General features: G+C 72.0%; 10 protein-coding genes. 3 read left to right on the forward strand and 7 right to left on the reverse strand.

Annotated elements, in window-relative coordinates; genetic code table 11:
- Nucleotides 1–27 precede the first annotated feature (27 nt).
- Together ABDW61_RS15770 and ABDW61_RS15775 are read left to right on the forward strand one after the other, a co-directional pair.
- On the forward strand, nt 28–906 hold the full coding sequence (locus ABDW61_RS15770; RefSeq protein ID WP_343639961.1) for an alpha/beta hydrolase-fold protein: 879 nt from the start codon (nt 28–30) through the stop codon (nt 904–906).
- On the forward strand, nt 903–3,050 hold the full coding sequence (locus tag ABDW61_RS15775; protein ID WP_343639963.1) for a glycoside hydrolase family 2 TIM barrel-domain containing protein: 2,148 nt from the start codon (nt 903–905) through the stop codon (nt 3,048–3,050). The genes ABDW61_RS15770 and ABDW61_RS15775 overlap by 4 nt, the downstream gene beginning before the upstream one ends.
- Here ABDW61_RS15775 and ABDW61_RS15780 read toward each other — a convergent pair.
- From ABDW61_RS15780 to ABDW61_RS15790, 3 genes are all read right to left on the reverse strand, one after another.
- On the reverse strand, nt 2,999–3,475 hold the full coding sequence (locus tag ABDW61_RS15780) for a winged helix-turn-helix domain-containing protein (protein ID WP_343639965.1): 477 nt from the start codon (nt 3,473–3,475) through the stop codon (nt 2,999–3,001). The two genes, ABDW61_RS15775 and ABDW61_RS15780, sit on opposite strands and share 52 nt — an antisense overlap.
- A gap of 142 nt (nt 3,476–3,617) precedes the next feature.
- Entirely contained in the window at nt 3,618–4,751 is a 1,134-nt protein-coding gene (locus ABDW61_RS15785) for an ABC transporter substrate-binding protein (RefSeq protein ID WP_343639967.1), read from the reverse strand.
- Between the two features lie 28 nt (nt 4,752–4,779).
- Nucleotides 4,780–5,142 carry a hypothetical protein gene (locus tag ABDW61_RS15790; RefSeq protein WP_343640040.1) on the reverse strand — a complete coding sequence of 121 codons (363 nt, stop codon included), beginning with the start codon at nt 5,140–5,142 and terminating at the stop codon, nt 4,780–4,782.
- A 737-nt stretch (nt 5,143–5,879) separates the two neighbouring features.
- Here ABDW61_RS15790 and ABDW61_RS15795 point away from each other — a divergent pair.
- A complete protein-coding gene (locus ABDW61_RS15795) occupies nt 5,880–8,879 on the forward strand; it encodes a diguanylate cyclase (RefSeq protein ID WP_343639969.1) in 3,000 nt (999 codons plus the stop codon).
- On the opposite strand, the gene ABDW61_RS15800 is transcribed toward ABDW61_RS15795, so the two are convergent.
- The 4 genes from ABDW61_RS15800 to ABDW61_RS15815 form a co-directional block, all read right to left on the reverse strand.
- Nucleotides 8,822–11,989: a histidine kinase gene (locus tag ABDW61_RS15800; protein ID WP_343640042.1), complete on the reverse strand. Its 3,168-nt coding sequence runs from the start codon at nt 11,987–11,989 to the stop codon at nt 8,822–8,824. The two genes, ABDW61_RS15795 and ABDW61_RS15800, sit on opposite strands and share 58 nt — an antisense overlap.
- Nucleotides 11,961–12,602: a response regulator transcription factor gene (locus ABDW61_RS15805; RefSeq protein WP_343639971.1), complete on the reverse strand. Its 642-nt coding sequence runs from the start codon at nt 12,600–12,602 to the stop codon at nt 11,961–11,963. Before ABDW61_RS15805 ends, ABDW61_RS15800 begins: the two co-directional genes overlap by 29 nt.
- A 210-nt stretch (nt 12,603–12,812) precedes the next feature.
- Complete coding sequence (locus ABDW61_RS15810) at nt 12,813–14,645, reverse strand: response regulator (protein ID WP_343639973.1); 1,833 nt, start codon at nt 14,643–14,645, stop codon at nt 12,813–12,815.
- Nucleotides 14,642–17,809 carry a two-component regulator propeller domain-containing protein gene (locus ABDW61_RS15815; protein ID WP_343639975.1) on the reverse strand — a complete coding sequence of 1,056 codons (3,168 nt, stop codon included), beginning with the start codon at nt 17,807–17,809 and terminating at the stop codon, nt 14,642–14,644. Before ABDW61_RS15815 ends, ABDW61_RS15810 begins: the two co-directional genes overlap by 4 nt.
- Nucleotides 17,810–17,898: the final 89 nt, after the last annotated feature.

The raw sequence follows: 17,898 nt of genomic DNA on the forward strand, positions 1-17,898 counted from the left end.
CCGCAGGCCTGCGCGGTTCTGCTTCTCATGGCTGCCGCCGCCGCGCATGCGCGGCAGGCGGACAGCGTGAGCCCCGAATCGGCTCGCGCCAACTTCGGCCGGCCCGTGGTGCTGGCGGCCGACGATGTGCGGGCGATGCCCGAGCCGCCGCGCGGCTTCGACACGGCGCGCCCGGGCGTGGCCCTGGGCCGGGTCGAGGAGTTCAGCTATCAGTCCGGTGTCACCGGGGGAGCGCGCCAGGCGCTGGTGTACCTGCCGGCCGGCTATTCGCGGGAGCGGACCTATCCGGTGCTCTACCTGCTGCACGGCATCGGTGGCAACCAGCACGAGTGGACCGGCTATGTGCGCGCCCATGCCATCCTCGACAACCTGATCGCCGAGGGCCGCGCGGTCCCGATGATCGTGGTGATGCCCAATGGCCGCGCATTGCCCGACGACCGCGTGCCGCCGCCCGATCAGGTGTTCACCGAGGCCAATGCGGCGGGCTTCGCGAAGTTCGAGCGCGACCTGCTGGACTTCCTCATTCCCGCGGTGCAGGCCGCGTACCCGGTCCGCGCGGACGCGCGGCACCGCGCGCTGGCCGGGTTGTCGATGGGCGGCGGACAGGCGCTCAACATCGGCTTGGCCCATCCGGAAACCTTCGCGTGGATCGGCGGTTTCTCCGCCGCGCCCAACACGCGGCCCGCGGCGGAACTGCTCGCCGATCCCGGCGCGCTGCGCCGCCAGCTCGCGCTGCTGTACCTGTCGTGCGGCAACCGGGACGGGCTGATCAGCGTCTCTCAGCGGGTGCACCGCGACCTGCTCGAGCAAGGGATCCGTCATGTCTGGAACGTCGATGCCAGCGGCCATGACCGCGAGAGCTGGAGCGACAACCTGTACCAGTTCTCGCAGCGGATCTTCCGATGAACGGCTTGATCACGCTGCAGCGGCGCGCGGGCGCCGCATGGACGATGGGTGCGCTGTTGCTGTCCCTCTGCGCGGCGGCCCATGCACAGAGGCTGTCGACGCCGTTGTCCGACGGATGGGCATTCCTCCCGGAGGACATCCCGGCCGCCGCCGATCCGGCCTTCGACGATGGCGCGTGGTCCCGGGTCACGCTGCCGCACACCTGGAACGGCGTCGATGGCGAGCGCGGCGGCGCCTATCGGCGCGGGGCCTCGTGGTACCGGCGCGGCCTCGATCTGGACGCGGCCGATGCGCGCGAGCGGCGCCGCTATCTCGAGTTCGACGCCGCCACGCTCGCGGCCGATGTGTGGGTCAATGGCCGGCACGCCGGACGCCATGAAGGCGGTTACGCGCGCTTCCGGCTGGACATCTCGGCCTTCCTCCGCCCTGGACCGAATCTGATCGCGGTGCGCGTGGACAACGGCGAGTTGCCCGGCGTCGCCCCGCTGGGCGGCGACTTCACCGTCTACGGCGGATTGATCCGCCCGGTCCGCTTGATCGAGACGGCACCGCTGCACATCGAGCTGATGGATCACGGCGGCCCCGGCGTGGCGGTGGAGACGCAGGCCCTCGATGCACGCGAAGGGCGTCTGCGCGTGCGCGTTCAGTTGCGCAACGATGGCGACGCGGCGGCAGCGGGGAGTGTGCTGGTGACGCTGCGCGACGCGCGCGGCCGCGTGGTGGACCGCGCGCGCCAGGATCTGCGGCTTGAAGGCGGGGGCGCGCGCCTGTCGGACGCCGCGCTGCGCGTGCCGGCGCCGCATCGCTGGCAGGGCGTGGAGGATCCGTATCTGTACCGCCTCAGCGTGGAGCTGCGACGCGGCGCCGCCGTGATCGACACGGTCCAATTGCCGGTGGGCCTGCGCCACATCGCCGTCGATCCTGACCGGGGCCTGCTGCTCAACGGCAAGCCGTACGCGCTGAAAGGCGTCAACTACTTCCATCCCGGACGGCCTGGACGTGGCGTGGCGGTCGGCGACGCGGAGATCGACGAGGACCTGCGCCTGCTTACGGACCTGGGCGTCACCGGCCTGCGGCTGGTGCACTACCAGCACCCGCAGCGGGTCTACGAGCGCGCGGACGAGCTCGGCCTGCTGCTCTGGACGGAGATTCCCTTCAACGCGGCGATGCGGGAGACGCCGGCGTTCCGGGACCAGCTCGACGGGCAACTGCGCGAACTCGTGCGGCAGACCCGGCAGCATCCATCGGTGGCCGTCTGGGGCATCGGCAACGAGATCTATCGCAGCGATGAGCCGGTGCGCGCCTTGCTCGCCCACCTGCATGAAGTGGCCCACCGGGAAGATCCTTCGCGCCCGACCAGCTACGCGCACTGCTGCGCGGCGGACGACCATCCGATGGCGCTGCAGACCGACCTGGCCGCCTACAACCGCTATTGGGGCTGGTATGACGGCGGGCTCGACGACATCGGCCCGTGGCTGGATCAGCTGCATCGGCGCCTGCCCGGCAAGCCGATCGCGCTGAGCGAGTTCGGCGCCGGCGGCAGCGTGCTGCAGCAGGAGGACCCGCCGCGGCGCCCGCAGCCCGGCGGCCGCTGGCATCCGGAGCAGTACCAGGCGCTGTTCCATGAAGCGTATGCGCGCCAGCTCGCCACGCGGCCCTTCGTGTGGGCGAATTTCGTGTGGCTCGGCTTCGATCACGCCTCCGCCGGGCGCAATGAGGGCGATGTGCCCGGCCTCAACGACAAGGGTCTCATCACCTATGACCGGCGCTTCCTCAAGGACGCGTATCACCTGTGGCGCGCCTGGTGGCAACGCGCGCCGGTGCTGCATCTGGCCAATCGCCGGGCGAGCCCGCGGCTTGCGGGAACGGTGCTCGTGAAGGCCTATGGCAATGGCACGCGGGCGACGCTGCAGGTCAACGGCCTCGATGCGGGCACGGTGCCGGTGATCGACCGTGTCGCCACCTGGTCCGTCGCGCTCAAGCCCGGCCGCGTCACGCTGCAGGCGCGGGACGATCGAGGCAGCAGTGATCGCATCGAATGGGACGTGACCGCCCCATCCTGTGCCGCCTCCGATGCGTCCTGCGCGGGGCTTCAGCCCGCGGCTGCGATGATGTCGCCCTCGATGGGCGCGACGAAGCGATAGCCGATCCGGTGATAGGTGCGGATGGTCTCGCCACGGCCATCCATGGCATCCTGCAGCACGGCGCGCACGCGGGCGATCGCCATGCTGAGCGCGCCGGGCTGGACTTCCTGCTCACCCCAGACGGCGTCGAGCAGTTCATCGGCGGTGACCACGCGATCGCGGCACTCGATCAGATGCACCAGCAGGTCGAACGGACGCGGCTGCAGGTAACGGAATTCGCCAGCCACGACGACTTCGCGGCAAGCCGGGCGGACCGTGCAGGAGCCGAAGCGCCAGCAGGAGTCGCTGTGAACGGGATCCACCCACGCCGCCTGCGGCGCCGCAGCGGCGGTAGCAGCAGTAGCGGCAGGGCGGGTGAGGTCCAGTTCGATATCGACTTCGGTCGGCCGGCTCTGGGCGGAAATGGGGGAATTCGCGAGAAACATCGGCCCTCCTGTAGGGTTACAACGACAACGTAGGTGAAACTCTACAAGACACCCGGTTGCAACGCTGTGAATTTGTCCACATTTCGCGCAGTGGCTGTCATGGAATCCCTACAAGATGTAACCCGCCGTGCCGATGTGTCGATCAATGCACGAAGCGGCCGCCGGGCCCGATCATCGTCATCTCGACGCGATGGGTGCCGCTGTGATCGCTGGGCGTGTACGAAATCCGGAAGCCGCCGGCGTCCCAGCCCTGCATCGATTCCAGCGCGGCGATGAAGCGGGCATGGTTGGGCTCGCGTCCGGCGCGGCGCAGGCCTTCGGCGAAGACCTTGGCCGCCAGGTAACCCTCCATCGAGCCGAAGCTGCGATGCGGCACGCCGGCGCGCTGCATGGCCTGGTTGTACTCGCGCTGCAGTGGCGTGCTGTCGCTCCAGGGGAAGGGCACGACGTCGGCCATCCACAGGCCGTTGCCCTCGGCGCCCAGTTCGTCGGCCAGCGATTTGCCGCCGACGTAGGAGGTCGCGGCGAACTGGCCGGTGTAGCCCAGCTTGCGCATCGCCTTCACGAGCGCGGCGCTGGACGTGTAGGAGGCCACGAGCACCACGGCCTGCGGCTTGGCGGCCAGCAGCGCCTGGGCGGCCGCGGCGACGTCGGTGGCATCGCGCTCGACCGAGGCGATGGCCACCATCTTGAAGCCGCGCTTGTCCTGCGCCTTGGTCACGGCCTCCAGGCCGGCCTTGCCGTAGGCATCCCGCTGATGGAAGACGGCGATCTGCCGCAGGCTGCTGACGGCCAATTGCTCGACGAGATAGTCCGCCTCCTCGTGATCCCCCGCGCGGATGTGGAACACCAGCCGGTTGAAGGGCGTGCGCAGCGCCTCGGCGCCGGTGGACGGCGCGAAGAGCGGCACGCCTTCGGCCACGGCGACCGGCAGGGCGGCCAGCGTCGTGCCGGTGCCCACGGTCCCGAACAGCGCGAAGACCCCGTCCTGCGAGATCAGCTCCTTGGCGAGCCGTGCGGTCTCGGCGGGGACGTAGCGGTCGTCGCGCGTGCGCAGCTCGATGCGCTGACCGTTGACGCCGCCGTGCTCGTTGAGCGCCTGGAAGAAGGTGCGGGCGCCGAGGTTGTATTCCTCGGCCAGCTTGACCGAGGGGCCGCTGAACGGCGCGACCTGGCCGAGCAGGATGGTGCCGGAGCCCGCGGGCTCGGCCGCGAAGGCGGCGCTGAAGGCCGTGGCCGCGGTGAAGGCGGCCAGCCACTGGGGGATCGATCGCATGGGGATGCTCCTGAGGAGGCGCGGCCGCTCAGACCTTGAGGCCGCGTTCGATTTCGGTCAGCTTGTAGCGCGCCAGCGCGAGGTTGCCCTTGGCCCGGTCCAGCACCAGGTAGAGGAACAGCCCGGCGTTGTTGGGCACGAGCCGGATCAGGTGGTACTGGTCGGCGAGCGTGATCAGGATGTCCTCGATCCCGTTCTTGCGCAGCCCCAGCGACTCCATCGTCTGCAGCTTGGCGCGCACGACCTGCGTGTTGCCGGCCGCGGCCAGGTCCAGGTTGAGGCCCGTGCCGGCCTGGGCCAGGCACATGCCGCTGCGGAAGTCCACCAGGGCGGCCGCGAGGGCGCCGTCGATCGTCATGGCCGTCGTCATCGACTGTTGCAGGTTGCTCATAAGTGCTTTCTTGAGGTCAGGGGGAGGAAAGGACGTCAGGCCCGTTGGGCCTGACAGGCGGTTGCTCTCGTCGATCAGCACGAACCACAGCGTCTCCGCGCTGCTGTCAGGCAGGCGGTAGAGGCGCGTGGCGTCGTCGTCGCGGCGCAGCATCGATTGCAGCGCCGTCTCCTCGATGAGCGCGTTGGGCGCCAGCAGCGCGCGGATCCATCGCACACCGGCGTCGATCGCGAGCCGCAGGGCCTGCGTGGCAGCCCGGACCGAACCGGGACCCACGAGGAGGAAGAGCCCGTCGGGGCCGTTGCCCGCGGACAGGCCGTCGAGATGACCGGGCGGCTTGACCCATTCGAGCGACGGGCCGTGCGGCATGGCGCCCGGGCGCACCAGGCGCAGGCCCCGGGCATCCGGCGAGGTGCTCGCGCATTGGGCCAGCGCCGCATCGCCAAGACGCGTCGTCAAGTCAACGACGCGGATCGCTGGTGAGGTCATCTCGTTACTACGGTCGAATTCAGAAGCCGGGGCGCTGCGGGGGTGCAGGCGCCAGCGGCATTCTGTCGAGGAGGGTGTGGCAAGCCTTCACAGACACGTCACCGTCGCCGAACCCCGCGCGCCTTGGCCTCACGCGGCTCGCGCTTCGAGGCATTTATTCACTGGCTGGCCCGGCGCGGCCGTGCCGCGCGCGTGCGGGCGGACGGCGTCTCGCTAAGCTCGCCGCCAAAGACCACAGGCGGAGAGACATGAGGAACGCGTGGTGCCGCGCGATCGCCCGCGCCGCATGGCTGCTGGCAGCGATCGCCGGATCGCCGGCCGCGCGCGGCGAGCAGATGAACCTGCAGGAGTTCGGACAGCCGGACGGCCTGGGCAATCTCGCGCTCAATGCGCTGCAGCAGGATGCGCAGGGCTTTCTGTGGATCGGCACCGACAACGGCCTGTACCGCCATGACGGCCAGCGCATCGAGCGCGTGGCCACGCAGGCCCTGCGGCGGGTGATCTCGATGGCCAGCGCCGGCGGCCACCTGTGGGTGCTGTCCGAGTCGGGCGCGTGGTGGTGGCATGACGGCCGGCTCGAGCGCGTGCTGCCCCGCGACGTGAAGCTGACGGGGGATTCGCCCGCCGCGATCGCCGCCCGCGGCGACGAGGCCTGGTTCGTCACGCTGGACGGGCTGCGCCACGTGAGTGTCGACCCGCGCGCCGGCACCTGGTCGTCGGACGCGGTGATGACGGCCGCGCAACTGGCCAGACATCCGGAGCTGGGGCGGCTCGCCGGCGTCATGCTGGCGCGGGACGGTGCCCTCTGGATGGGTTGCGGCGAGGCGATCTGCCGCTGGCATCGGGGCGAGCTCCGGCAATGGGGGCCGCGCGGCGGCGTGCCGCGCCAGGAGTGGCATGCGCTGCTCGAGGCCAGCGACGGGAGCATCTGGGCGCGCTCGACGCAAGGCACGCTGCAGTTGCCCGCGCGCGCCGAGGCCTTCATCAACCGCACGGCCCCCAGCGATCGCGGCGATCCCATGCATCGCTATCCGCTGGTCGAGGACGCCTCGCACCGCATCCTCACTGCCTCCCAGCATGGCGTGCTGCGCTGGCAAGGGCAGGGCTGGCAGTTCTTCGGCAAGCCGCAGGGCCTGCCCGGCGACGGCCGGGTGCATGCGCTGCTGAGCGATCGGGAAGGAGGGCTCTGGCTGGGACTGCGCGGGACCGGACTGCTGCAATGGCGCGGTTATGGACGCTGGGAAGCCTGGACGGACGCGGACGGCTTGCCCAGCAGCGTGGTCTGGACGATGCAGCGCGCCGGTGGCGCCAGCGCGGGCGGGCCCGCGGGCGATCCTCTGTACGTCGGCACGGGGCGGGGACTGGCGGTCCTGGACGCGGCGCAGGGCCGCTTCCGCCGGGTGCCCCTCCCGCATGCCGGCGACGTCGCTCAGTTGACGCCGGATGGCCTGGGCGGACTGTGGGCGGCGACGGACGTCGCGGTGCTTCATCGCGTGCGCGGCGCGCGGGTGCTGCCGGGCGCCCTCAAGACGCCCGGCGGGGCCGAGGATGGATTCAACCGTGCATTGACGGCCAGGGATGGTTCGCTCTGGGTGCTCACGCCGGGCAAGCTGCGGCGCTGGGCGGCGCCGGGATTGGGCGAGGCGCCATCCATCGAGGCGCCTCCCGGCGGCGAGCAGGCCGGCCTGGCCGACCTGTGCGAGACGCCCGATGGCACCTTGTGGTTCGCGGGTCATCGCGCGCTGGCCCGGTACCGCGACGGCCACTGGCTGCCTTCGCTGCCGATCGATGGCGGCGCCGAGTTCGTCGCCTGCGGTGCGGACGGCACCGTGGCCGCGGCCAGCGAGGCCGGCCACACCTGGCGGGTTCGGGCTCCCGCCGCTGCCGAGCCCACCATCGAAGCGCTGCAGGGGCCCGCCCTGCGGGGGCGGCTGATCATGTCGCTGCTGATCGACAGCCGCGGCTGGCTCTGGTTCGGCACGGATGCCGGCCTGGTCGCGCATGACGGCACGCGCTGGAAGCTGCTCGACCGCTCGCAGGGACTGGTCTGGAACGACACCTCCGGCTACGCGCTGTACGAGGACCGCGACCATTCGCTGTGGATCGGCACCAGCCGCGGCCTGTCGCGGCTGATCGATCCCTCGGCGGTCTTCGCGGCGGCCATGCCGCGGCCGGTGCTGATGGGCGCGACGCGCGGCGCCGCCCGCGTGCCGGTGGCCGACGGCCAGACGCTGGCCTGGGCGCGCGACCGCATCCAGCTTCGCGTGGCGACGCTGCAGTTCAGCGACCGCGCGCTGCGCATCGAGCACCGCGTGGCGGGGCGCGACGAGGGTTGGGTCGCGTCCACCAGTCCCGAGATCGAACTCGCCGGCCTGGAGCCTGGCGCCTATCGGATCGAGGTCCGGCTCGCGGATCCCGAGACCGGCCGACACTCCGAGCCGGCCGCCTTCGGGTTCGCGCTGCAGCCGCCCTGGTGGCGCACGGCCTGGGCGCGGGCGCTCGGCGCGTGCGGGCTGCTGGCGCTGTCGCTCGGCGCCTACCTGTGGCGGCGCCATCAATGGCGTCAGCGGCAGGTCCGGCTGGAGCAGTTGGTGCGCGAGCGCACGCGCGAACTGGAGGCCTCGCGCGCGCAGCTTGAGGAACTGGCCAGCCGCGACGCGCTGACCGGCCTGTGGAACCGGCGCGCGCTGACGGAGATCCTGCGGCGCGAGGTCATCCGCGCCCGCCGCGAACGCACGCCGTTGACACTGGCGATCGTCGACATCGACCACTTCAAGCAAGTCAACGACACCCACGGCCATCCGGCCGGGGATGCCGTGCTGAAGGATTTCGCCGCCCGGCTTGCCGGGACGGTGCGGCCCTACGACGCGGTGGGACGGCTGGGCGGGGAGGAGTTCTGCCTGGTGCTGCCGGGCTTGGACCTGAGCCAGCCGGACGATCGCCGGCGGCTGTGCCGCTTGCAGGTGGACATCAGCCGCGCGCCGACCGTGATCGGCGTGGTGACCAGCTCGTTCGGCGCAGCGATGCTGGACGCGGAGCTCCTTGACGACGAGCGGCTGCTGGAGGCCGCGGACCAGGCGCTCTATCGCGCCAAGCGCGCGGGGCGCAACCAGGTGGCCTTCCACGATCCCTTCGCGGCGGCCGCGGGCACCGCTGCCTCAAGCGCCGATGTCAGCGCCGATGTCAGCGTTCAAGGCGGCGCCAGCGGCGCGCCTGGAACGACCCGCAATTCGATCGCCGTGCCCTGACCGGGCGCCGAGACGATATGCAGCGTGCCGCCCATCAGGCGCGCGCGTTCCTGCATGCCCAGCAGGCCATGCCCCGCCGAGCGGACGCCGGGATCGAAGCCGCGGCCGTCATCCCGGACGGTGAGCGTCCATGCGCCCTCGTAGCCATTGAGCCGCAAGTCCACGTGCGAGGCGCCCGCGTGACGGCGCACGTTGTTGAGCGACTCCTGGACGATCCGGAACATCAGCGTGCCGACCTCGGCGCTCAGGTGATTGGCCTCCGGCGGAATCCACATCGCGCAGGGTACGCCGGTGTCGCGGCTGAACTCCGAGCCGAGCCAGCGCAGCGCGGCGCTCAGCCCGCCGTCCAGCGCGGGCGGGCGCAATTGCGAGACCACGCTGCGCATCGTGGCGATCAGGCCATCGACCCGTTCGTGCAGCAGGTCCAGCTGCGCGGTCCCCGGCGGGGACGCCTTGGCCGCGCGCGAGCGCAGCACCGAGATCTCCAGCCGCAGCGCGGCCAGTTGCTGGCCAAGCTCATCATGCAGCTCCCGCGACACACGCTTGCGCTCCTCCTCCAGCGCCATCGCGTTGTGCGCGCTCAGCCGGTGCAAAGCCGCCTGCGACGCCTCCAGCTCCTCGGTCCGCAGCGCGATGGCGCGTTCCAATTCGCGTCGGCGCCGGCGGGCGCGGCGCTGCGTCCAGACCGTCTGCGTCCAGTAGAGCGCCGCGAGCGCGGCCAGCGCGGCCAGCTTCGCGCCCGCGGAGTTCCACCAGGGCGGCGCGATCACGAAGGGCAGCCGCAGCACCTCGCCGGGCGGCTCGAGCGGCACGCGCGGGGCGGCGCGCACCTCCAGCACATGCGAGCCGGCGTCCAGCATGCCGATGTCGATCACGGCGCCTTCGCTGCCGCGCCAGGCGGCTTCCGACGACAGGCGGTATTCGATGCGCAGCGCGCGCGCGATCGTGAACGCCGGCGTTCCCAGCGTCACCCGCAATTGCCGCGCCTGCCAGGGCACCGGGTCGCGCGGCGGCGCGTCGAAGCGCAGCGGTCCGAACTCGAGCAGGTCGGCTCGCAGCTTCGCCGGCGACGGCGTCAGCCGCCCGCCCGGCAACACGCGGGTGAGGCCGGCGCTGGTGCCGACCCAGGCGTCGCCGGCGCTGTCGATCAGGAAGCTGTCGCTGTTGGTGTCGTTCCAGACCAGGCCGGTGGTGCGATCGAGCAGGCCCTGCCAGCCCCCCTCGCCGTCGAGCCGGAAGACGCCCCGGTCCGTGCCCAGCCACAGCCCGTCCCCCGGACCGCGCTCGAGCCACATCAGGTCGGCGCCGCCGAAGGAGGCGCGCGGCAGGCGCCGCAGCAGATGCGCCCGGTCACCGGCCAGCGCGTACATGGCGATGCCCTCGCGGTCGATCACCCACAGGCGGCCCTCGGCGATGACCGGCGAAGATCCCTGCACGCGGCCACCCCGGTCGTCCAGCATCGGCAGCCAGCGGCCGCCCTCGGCGCGATGGAGATGCCAGCCGGTATCGACGAACCAGTCCGCCGTGCCGTCGTTGAAGACTTCGATCGGGGGCTGCCCGTCGGGCACGCCGTCGGCGACCAGGGTCCGGCTCGGGCCGCGGCCGGCCGCGCCCGGCGTGAGGCGCTCCACGCGGTCCCCGCTGGCCAGGTAGAGCGAGCCGCCATGCCCGCCCATCAGGATGAGCAGCGTCTCGTCACGCAGCACCTCGCGCGGCGCCGTGGTGCCGGCCTTGATCGTCATCAGGCGGCCATTGTTCAACCACCAGAGGTTACCCGCGGCATCCACCGCGGCGCCGTCGAGCGCGCTCGGACCGGAGAGCGTCTCGCCCACCGGCACGAAGCGGCGCCGCGCCGGGTCGAACCAGGCCACGCCCCGGCGCGTGAACGCCCACAGCCGGCGGCTGCCGTCCTCCAGGATCCGGAACACGACGCCGGAGGGAAGTCCCGACTCGCGGGTCCAGTGCTCGACCTGGCCATAGCCGATCCAGCGATGCACGCCCTGGCCGGACGCGCCCACCCACAGCGAACCCGAGGCGTCGCTGAGCAGCACGCGCACGGCCGCGTCGGGCAGGCCTTCCTCGCGCGTCCATTCGCGCCAGGTCTGCCCCTCCCAGCGCGCGAAGCCGTGCTCCGTCGAGACCAGCAGCCGCCCCTGTGCGTCCTCGACCATCGGGCTGGAGGCCTCCCAGGCGCGGTTCGGAGGGGGGGCCGCGATCACCTCGAAGCGCTGGGCCTGCGGCGCGAGCCGGGCCAGGCGGTTGCGCCCGCGCGCCCAGAGACTGCCGTCGCGGCCGACGTACAGCGTGGCCCAGGTGTCCTCCGGCAGGCCCTGCGGCGCTGCCCAGCGGCTGACCTCCAATTGCTGCCGGTCCCACGAACAAAGCCCGGCGCCGCAGCCGAACCACAGACGGCCGCCGACCAGCCGCAGCGGACTCGAGTCGACGAACGGCGTGCCGCGCGGACGCGCATGAGCCGGCACCGGCAGCAGGCGGGCCGCCACGGTGCCCGTCGCGTGGACGTCGACGGTGGCGGTCCAGTAGCGGTGATCGCGGTCGTAGGCGACCATCTCGCCATTGCCGTCGACGTCGAACTGCTGCGCATGGAACACGTCCAGCGGCGAGCCATCGGGACGCGCGACCGTCACCCATTGCGCCGGTTCCAGCAGGTCGCGGCGGTCGGGCGCGGGCACCGACGGCTGGCGCACGAACACGCCCCGCTCGGTCGTCAGCCACAGGCGGCCCGACGGGTCCATGCGCCCGCCCCACAGCGACGTGCCGATCGCCGCGGGCAGCGGCTCGGCCCGGACACGGAACCCGTCGAAGCGGAACAGCCCGTTCTCGGTGCAGATCCAGACCGTCGATTGACGGTCCTGCAGCAGGCAGGTCGGCGTCAGGCTCAGCAGGCCCTCGCGCTCCTGGTACGACGCCAGCACGATGTGCTCGGCCGCGCGGGCGGCTCCCGCGGTGGCCAGGATCAGCGGCAGCAGCATCGCGAGCGCGGCCAGCGCGCGGCCCAGGCGCCAGGCGCCGGTGCGGGCAGGGACACGGCGGCCGGCCGCCGGCGCCGCCGAGTCCGTCGAGTCAGTCGACGAGGCCGTGACGCATGGCATAGCGGACAAGATCGCTCAGCGAAGCCTGGTTCAACTTGTCCATCAGCCGCGTCTTGTAGGTGCTGACGGTGTTCGGGGCCACGTCGAGCTCCGCGGCCGTCTCCACCAGCGACTTGCCGCGCACCAGCGCGACCAGTACCTGCCGCTCGCGCGGCGAGAGCGACTCGAGCGGCTCCGGCGCCTTGGCGCGCGGGCGGATCAGTTCGGCGCTCAGCGACGGATCGACGTAGGTGCGCCCACCCGCGACCTGATGCACGGCATCGATCAGCAGATCGGTGGAGATGTCCTTGGTCAGGTAGCCGCGGGCGCCGGCCTCCATCGCGCGGCTGGCGATATGCGGGTCCGCGTGCATGGTCAGCACCAGCACCGGCAGGTCGGGATGGGCCTGGTGGATGCGCTCGATCAGGTCGACGTCCTTGGCGCCCGGCATCAAGAGGTCCAGCAGCACCAGGTCGACGCCGCCCTCGGCGAGCCGCTCCAGCACCTGGGGCGCCGAGGCCGCCTCGCCCGCCAGCGCGATGCCGTCCTCCAGCTCGAGCGCCTTGCGCAGGCCCTCGCGCACCAGCGCGTGGTCATCGGCGATCAGCACCCGGATGGCGTCGGCCGCGCTCATGGCGTGCACTCCACAGCGCAGCGCGGCGCGGCCAGACCGTGGTGGAAGGGAAGGCCGCCCGCCGCCTGAGGACGCGCGTGGCGAGGGGCGTGGCCAGGAGCGTGGTGGACGAGCGGCTGCGAGAGGGTCTGGGAGAGGGGCTCGGGCAGGGTCATGGTCGAAGCGGTCATTCGGGACGAAGCCCGGCATTGTCCTCGGAAGCGGCGCCGGTCATCCCAGGCCGGATGGCGGCTCCAGCCACTGCAGTCCCAGTTGCTCGCCGATGTGCGTCTGGAGCGCCCCCAGCGACACCGGCTTGGTCAGGAACACGTTCACGCCGGCCCGCAGGCAGGCGGCGCGATGCTCGGCCGTGGCCGTTGCCGAGATCGCGATCACCGGCACCGTGGCCGTCTCGGCATGACCGCGCAATTGCCGCGTCGCCTCGACGCCGTCCAGGGCCGGCATCATGCTGTCCATCAGGATGAGATCCGGGCGGAACCGGGTCACCGCCGCCGCGAGTTCGGCGCCATCACCCGCCTGGTCGACCTGGAAACCGGCGTCCGACAGGAAGTCGCACAGCAGCGCGCGGTTGGCCGCCACGTCGTCGACGATCAGGACGCGCCGCGGCGCGCCGAGGTAGCGCGGCACGCCGCCCGCCGCGCCGTGCGCGGAACCCGTGCCGGAGCCGGTACCGGTGCCGGCGTCGGTGGGCGTCAGCGGCAGTTCCAGGTGGAAGCGCGTGCCGGCGCCGGGCGCGCTGCTCACGCTCACGCGGCCGCCCATGTCGTTCACCAGCGCGCGGGTGATGGCCAGTCCCAAGCCCGTGCCGCCGGCGCGCCGCTGCGCGCTGCCGACCTGCACGAAGGGCTCGAAGATGCGATCCAGGTCCTCCGCCCGCATGCCGATGCCGGTGTCCTCGATGTCCAGGCTGAGCAGCACCTGGCCGCCGCCTTGCGGCTGCGCGCCGGCGCGCAGCGTCACCGTGCCGGTGTCCGTGAACTTGATGGCGTTGCCCAGCAGGTTCAGCAGCACCTGGCGCAGCCGGCGTCCATCGGCCATCACCGCGGGCGGCAGCGCGCCCGCGGCCTCGAAGGCGAAGGCCAGCTGCTTCTCCTCCGCCTTGATGCGCATGAGGTTGACGACCGATCGCAGCAGCTCCGGCAGGTCCACCGGCGCGAGCGTCAGCTCGGTGCGGCCCGCCTCGATGCGGGCCAGGTCCAGGATGTCGTTGATCAGCGCCAGCAGGTGGAGTCCGCTCTGCTGGATGGTCTCCAGGCCGCGCGCCTGCCGGGCGCTCAGCCCGCCTTCCATGGACAGCAGCTGCGCGTAGCCGAGCACGCCGTTGAGCGGCGTGCGCAGCTCATGGCTCATGCCGGCGAGGAACTCGCTCTTGGCCCGGTTGGCCGCTTCGGCCGCATGGCGCGCGGCGCGCTCGGTCTCGAGCATGCCCTGGTGGAGGTCGCTCGCCGCCGCGCGTGCCCGTTCCTGCTCGTCCAGCTTGGACAGGATGCCGCGCACCTGGCCTTCGACCACGGCCGTGCGCAGCCCCAGGACCTTGGAGATCTCCTCGTACGCGTCCCCCTGGGCGATGAAGCGCAGCAGGCCGATCTCCGCCGGCGTCAGGGTGTCGACGGTGATCTGCCCGGCCAGTTCGAACGAGGTCTCGGAGGGCAGGGCGACGCGGCCCGCGTGCACCGCGCGGATGGCGTCCAGCAGTTCCTTGTGCAGCGCGTTCTTCAGCAGGTAGCCCAGCGCGCCCGCCTGCATCGCCTGCTGCGCCTGGACGTCGTCGACGTAAGTGGTGAGGACGATGATGCGGGCGTCCGGGAATTCGGCGCGGATCGCCGCGATCGCATCGAGCCCGCCCAGGCCCGGCATCTGCAGGTCCATCAGCGTGACGTCGGGGCGGTGGGCGCGGAACTGCTCGATCGCCTCGCGGCCGTTGGCCGCCTCGGCCACCAGCGCCATGTCGGGCTCCACGGACAGCAGGGTCGCGATCCCCTGGCGCACGATGGGATGGTCATCGACGCAGAGCACCTGGATGCGGCTTGGATCTTCAATCATTGGGCTATCTCCCGGGCCGGGGGCCTCTTGAACGGGAACCATGACCGGGCCTGCGGAAAGGGACTATAAGCCCGCGCCGCGGGCACGCTGAGCTCCACCTCCGTGCCGGCGCCCGCGCCGCTGCGCACCGTCAGCCGCCCGCCCAGGAGCTCGGCCCGCTCCCGCATGCCGCCCAGGCCGAAGTGTCCCGCCTTGCTGCCCGCCTGCTGCACCGCCGGATCGATGCCGTGGCCGTCGTCGCGCACGCGCACGCGCAGTTGCCGCTCGTCATGGCGGATCTCGACGTCGACCTGCGCCGCCTCGGCGTGGCGCAAGGCGTTGCGCAGCGCCTCGCCGGCGATGAAGAAGGCCTCGTCGCGCACCTCGGGGCGAAGCAGCCTCGGCGCCCCGTGGACCTCGACGTGCACCGGCACGGCGCGCCCGCGTTCCCGTTCGCGCGCGAGCGTTGCCGCCAGATCGCGCAGCGCCTGCGCGAGGTCGTTCGCCGCCGTCGCCGCGGACCGCAGGCCCTGCACCGTGTCGCGCCCTTCGGTGATCGCCTCGGCCACCTGATCGATGGCGGCGGTCAGCACCCGCCGGGACTCGCCGGGCCGGTCGGGCAGCAGGTTGCATGCGGCCTGGAACTGCAGCAGCAGCCCGTTGAAGCGCTGCAGCAGCGTGTCGTGCAGATCGCGGGCGATGCGCGTGCGCTCGGCCACGCGCGCTTCGAGCGTCGCCTCGAACTGCCGGCGCACGCGGCGGATGCGCAGGCGCATCCAGATCTGGAAGGCGCTCCAGGCCAGCGCGATCAGGAGCGCGAGGGCCAGCAGCCGGAACCAGGCGGTCTGGTGGAAGGCCGGCTCGATCGTGAACGCGAGCTGCGCGCCGTCCTCGTTCCAGACGCCGCTGTTGTTGGCCGCCTTCACGCGGAAGCGGTAGGCGCCGGGCGGCAGGTTGGTGTAGGTCGCCTGGCGGCGGTCGACCACCGTCTGCCAGTCGGTGTCATGGCCGTCGAGCCGGTAGCGGAAGCGCGTGTTCTTCGGATCGACCAGGCTCAGGGCCGCGAACTCGATGGTCAGGTCGCGCACCTTGGGCGGCAGGCGCAGGCCGGGCGCGACGGCGTAGGACCGGTGGTCGGCCACCAGCGATTCGATGTGGACCGGTGGCGGCAGCGGATTGACGGGCAGGTGCGCCGGGTCCAGCACCTGGATGTCGGTGCCCGAGGCCAGCCAGAGCCGGCCGTCGCTGGCCTTGGCCACGGGCGGGTTGAAGTAGGCGGCGGTCAGCGCCAGCAGCGGCACGCCGTCCGAGCCGCCCCACGCCTTGGGCGCGACGCGATGCCCCGGATCGGCCTCCCACGCGGCCAGGTCGTCGCGCTGGATCCGGATCAGCCCGCAGGCCGTGTACAACCACGTCGCCCCGTCGTCATCGACGATGGACCAGTGGATGGTGTTGCAGGGCAGGCCCTCGGCCACGGTGAGCGTGGTGACGCGGCCGTCCTTGATCCGGCTGAGCCCGCCTTCCTCGGTGGCGGCCCAGACGGTGCCGTCCGCCGCCACGCGCAGGCCCGCCACGTGGCCGGCCCCCAGGCCCTGCGCGGCGGTGTAGGTGGCCAGCACCTTGCCGTCCTTGACGCGCATCACCCCGCCGTCCTGCCAGAAGGACAGCCACAGGCCGCCCCGGTCGGCGGCGATGACCTTGGCCTGCTGCCGGCGGCCGAAGGCGGACCAGGGCAGGATTTCCGCGAAGCGTCCCTGATGCAGGCGCACCAGGCCGTCGTTGACCGAGAGCCAGAGGTTGCCCGCGTCGTCGCCCGTCATCGAGTAGATCTCCTTGCCGGGCACGCCGTCGACGCGCTCGAAGCGCTCGGCCGGCGGGCGCCGCGCGGCGCGGGAAGGTGGCCGCGGCGCCGGGTGGTCCAGCCGGGCCAGCCCTCGGGCCGTGCTCGCCCAGAGCGTGCCGTCGTGGTCCTCGTACAGCGACTGCACGCGGGCGTCCGGCAGTCCCTGCGCCTCCTTGTAGACAGCGACGCCGCCATCCTGCCATCGGGCCAGGCCTTCGTCGGTGGCCACCCAGACGCTGCCGTCCCGGGTCGACAGCACCGATCTCGTCGCCTCATGCGGCAGCCCCTGGGCCTTGGACAGCGAAACGATGGGCAGCTTGCGGAAGCGGTCCACGCCCTTGTCGCTGCCGTACCAGATGTTCCCTTCGCGGTCCTCGAACAGACTGCACGCGATGTTGCCGGACAGGCCGTCGGCGCGGGTGAAGGCGTCGGCCTGGCCCTCGCGCACATGCAGCAGCCCGTGGCCTTCGGTCCCGATCCACAGGCCGCCGTCGCGGTCGCGCAGCAGCTTGTTGGACTTGATGTCGTGATCGGACAGCAGCGCGCCCGCCCCGGTGGCGCTGCGCAGCGGGTAGGGCAGGAGCTGGCCGCCGGCCGGGCGCTTGAGCCCGGCGCCGCGGATGCCGGCCAGCAGCTGCCCGTCCGGGGTCAGGCTCAGGTCGCCCAGGCGCGCGCCGGGCGTGTCGATGCGCCGCGGCGGACCTGGCCGCCACTGCCAGAGACCCGATTCGGCGCCGGCCCACAAGGTTCCGGCACTGTCCTGCGCCAGGCTCCACACGAACAAGCCGAAACCGCCCTGGGCGTCGTCGCAGCGCGCCCGGCCATCGCGGATCGCGCACAGCTGGCCGGGGGTCGAGAACAGGCCGGCCCAGACCGTGCCCTCGCTGTCCTCCATCAAGGACGTGACGAGCCAGCCATCGGTCTCCGGGTAACGGGTCAGGCGCGAGCCATCCCAGCTGACCAGACCGTTGAAGGTGCCGATCCACAGCGTGCCGTCGCGGGAGACCAACAGGGCGTAGGGATTGCTCGGCAGCGCCGGGCCTTTCGGGGGCTGCCAGGGCACGAACCGCAGCCCGTCGAAGCGGAACAGCCCATAGGAGCCGCCCACCCACAGATAGCCGTCATGGGTCTGCGCGAAGGCGAAGACCAGACCGAGTTGCGCGCCGTCGCGGGCGGTCCACGAGGAGTGGGCGTACTGAGAGATCTGCGGGGCGATCTGCCGGGAGATCCGCGTGGAGACCTCTGGCGCCTGGGGCGGGGCGGGCCAGCCGGCTCGCCAGGCCCCGGCCAGCAACAGGCACAGGATCAGCAGCTTGATGCAGCGGCCGGGCAGGCGACTCACGGACTCTCCTTCGCCGCTCTTGGGCGTTGGCGGCATGTCGCGAATATCTCATTGACGCCGCACCAAGTCGTCACCGCGAATGGGCGTCA

Source organism: Roseateles sp. (assembly GCF_039595595.1).
In the GTDB taxonomy this organism is placed as follows: domain Bacteria; phylum Pseudomonadota; class Gammaproteobacteria; order Burkholderiales; family Burkholderiaceae_C; genus Roseateles.